General features: G+C 38.2%; 2 protein-coding genes. One reads left to right on the forward strand and one right to left on the reverse strand.

The genetic code is table 11. The annotated features are described in order from the left end of the window. On the reverse strand, window positions 1–315 hold a 315-nt coding region (locus QTN94_RS19500; protein WP_331428598.1), incomplete at its 3' end, for a helix-turn-helix domain-containing protein. Between the two features lie 1352 nt (window positions 316–1667). Here QTN94_RS19500 and QTN94_RS19505 point away from each other — a divergent pair. After that, window positions 1668–2525 (forward strand): hypothetical protein, encoded by an 858-nt coding sequence (locus QTN94_RS19505; RefSeq protein WP_025441348.1) that lies wholly within the window; start codon window positions 1668–1670, stop codon window positions 2523–2525. The last annotated feature ends 151 nt before the right edge of the window (window positions 2526–2676 follow it).

Below are 2676 nucleotides of genomic sequence, written 5' to 3' on the forward strand. Positions count from 1 at the left end.
GTAGGCGACAATTTGATGAGTGTGAGAATAGGTTTTCTCAGTCAAATGCTCGATTAGGTGCATGGTTTGAGTAGCAGAAAGCTTGCTTTGGCTTCCGCCATTTTCAGGCTTAAGTTTTTCAGAAAGAACGTAGTCACTAAGGTGGCGTGAAACGGTTGACTCATGAATGCGAAGAGCTTGAGCAATCATGGTCTGACTCCACCCCTCTGTGGTAAGCAATACTGCTTTAATACGGTCACGCACTCGACCATCACGAGTAGAATCGTGCATTTGTTCGAGTTGCAGTTTCTGCTGAGGAGTCAGTGTAATTCTCATGGTTCGTAGCATGATCCTGATTCTAAAGAAAATCAAGCATCTTCAATGATCAGGGGTATATCCAAATAACAGCTAGTTAGAAGGGTGGCTTTTCTCAATACCATCATCCATACCATGCTCAGAATTTTTTTGATTTTTTTTGATCGTCGACGCTTTAGTTCGGCTTTGGCCCAGGCTGAGGATTCTTGCATATCACGACGAAGCTCTTGTATCTCTTCAACACTAAGCCGTCGCGGACCCGAGGTAATTCTATCCATCTTGTGCCTACAACTTGTCGCAGTACATTTTAAAACGCATCAAAACATGAGTTACCAGCAAGAAACCTTGGGGGTATTTTTAGATTATTTTTCATACACATCTTGAAAGCCATCAATACTGCCCAAAGATTATACAACGAGGAATAACCTCGTTAAATAAAAGGATCAAATCATGGGTTTGAAACCAGGGCCAAAACCAATAGCCAAGTCGACCGGCAAACCAGATCAACGTCGACGTGACAACAAAAAAACTCCAGGAAACACTCCGGGCTTAAAGCCGAGCAAATCCTCGACCAAGTAACGCTACCTCAATATCGAGTCAGAGTAAGCGGTACTGACTCTTATTGCTAAAACCCAAAACACCCTTTTTCCCCGAATTCATTCAGAGTAAATACTCATTCATATCTTGTTACTGTGAGTTTACCCTACAGGAACTTATCCGATTTCAGATCATTAAGAAATTATTCTTTTCTTAGAGCCATAACTCCCTTGCGCGTTGTTACTAAGTTATTGCTTGTGAGTTGAACCGATAATTGAAAGACGGCATAAGTTGGTATAGCTGGTATATGCAAACAGACTTCTATGAGTTAATGAAGGTCTATTTACTTGGTCGCCTAGGTCACGCTCGCGGTACATTCATGCAAAAGAGCGGTCGTACAACATGTGAATACAATTTCTAAAAAGAGAAAAACGCCCCTAAAGGCATGATCTGTAGAGCCGTTCAAGTTTGCGACTAAACAATAATCTAGTAGTTAATTAATCTAAAGATACGTTTCGTTTCTCCATCGCATCAGCTATTGTAACAATGCCAAATTATGCCGAGAAACTGATTAGTTGTGGTTTTCTCAAAAAACTACTCATTACAGCGGAGTGGCTTTCAGCAAATTGTAAACCTCACCCATTTTGATGTGTTGTAGGGAGCGATGTTTATCGATTCAGAATAGAGTGGAGATAATTGAAGCTGCAACAAGGCGATAAAAATCATAGATATAGGTCTTAATTTATTGTGGCTCAACTTTCTCTATCGTTGTTGTCGTGCTAAAATACTGATCATTAATACAGGCGATATCCTGTTGGTAATTGAGCGGAGTTAAAATGAACAAATTAAAAAAAAGTGTGACTGTACGTTTTTTTTCCATTGATGCAACTAGCTCATTTTTCGAAAACTTTTCAGCCAACTATGCTGTTAGTTGTGAAGGGGTATCGTGCTCCAGAATTATAACCAATAGAACTGTTAAGCATCTGATTAAAACTCTTCCTAATCATAACGATGGTTTCATTATTTCTGTAGTTAAAGAAAGGAATACTTGGCAAACAAAGGCAACCAGAGATGGAGAAATTTCTGGTCTAGCTTTAAACCAAGGAATTATCGGTGATCCGTATTACTTCAGTGTAATCCCAGAGAGAAAGCTCATACTTGGGTTTACGACAGGCCCTATTGGTAGCTTGAAAAGTGTAGCTAAATTCGCTTTAGAGCAGTTTAATTCTAATCGGACGGAAAAAATCGATCTATCTTTAATACCTAAAGAAAAAGAATACGATAAGCTAAGAGAACTTCCAGATTATAGCAGCCTTCATTTTAAAATAAACTCGTCTTCATTATCAGATTTATCTGATGATGCGCCCCTATTAATTAAAAATTTAGGCTCAGCACCTTATATAGATAATAATATTCAATTATCTCTCGACTTAGACTGTAGCGATGAGCCTGAAAGTATTATAAATAAAGAAAGTTTAATAGAAATTGTTAACTATTTATCTGAAAATGATGCTTGTACTTTACTTAAGGTGAAAGGAATTGATAATGATGGCCAAAAAGTTAATTTAGATTTTGGAAATGCCTTTATGAATTATAAAGCCGATCTTAAACTGAGAAGTAAGTATATTGACCAAGATACTTCATTAAAGGTTTTAAGATCGGCTTTAGACTCTATTCATCAAATGTTTAGCTAGCCAGCTAAATAACTGTTCCTAAATATAGATCACTGGTTTGTAGAAAAAGAAGGGAACTCGGTACCGTTTGAGCGATCTGATCAGTCGCCAAACATACAAACCTACAACCGTTACCGAGTTCTCATGATTCTAACATTACCTGACCGCGCAG

Origin of the sequence: Vibrio sp. M250220 (assembly GCF_036533795.1) — a bacterium.
Taxonomy (GTDB): Bacteria; Pseudomonadota; Gammaproteobacteria; order Enterobacterales; family Vibrionaceae; genus Vibrio.

What these genes read in the sequence shown, in the direction of transcription:
- QTN94_RS19505 (WP_025441348.1), top strand. Translation starts at nt 1,668, where the DNA reads ATGAACAAATTAAAAAAAAGTGTGACTGTACGTTTTTTTTCCATTGAT.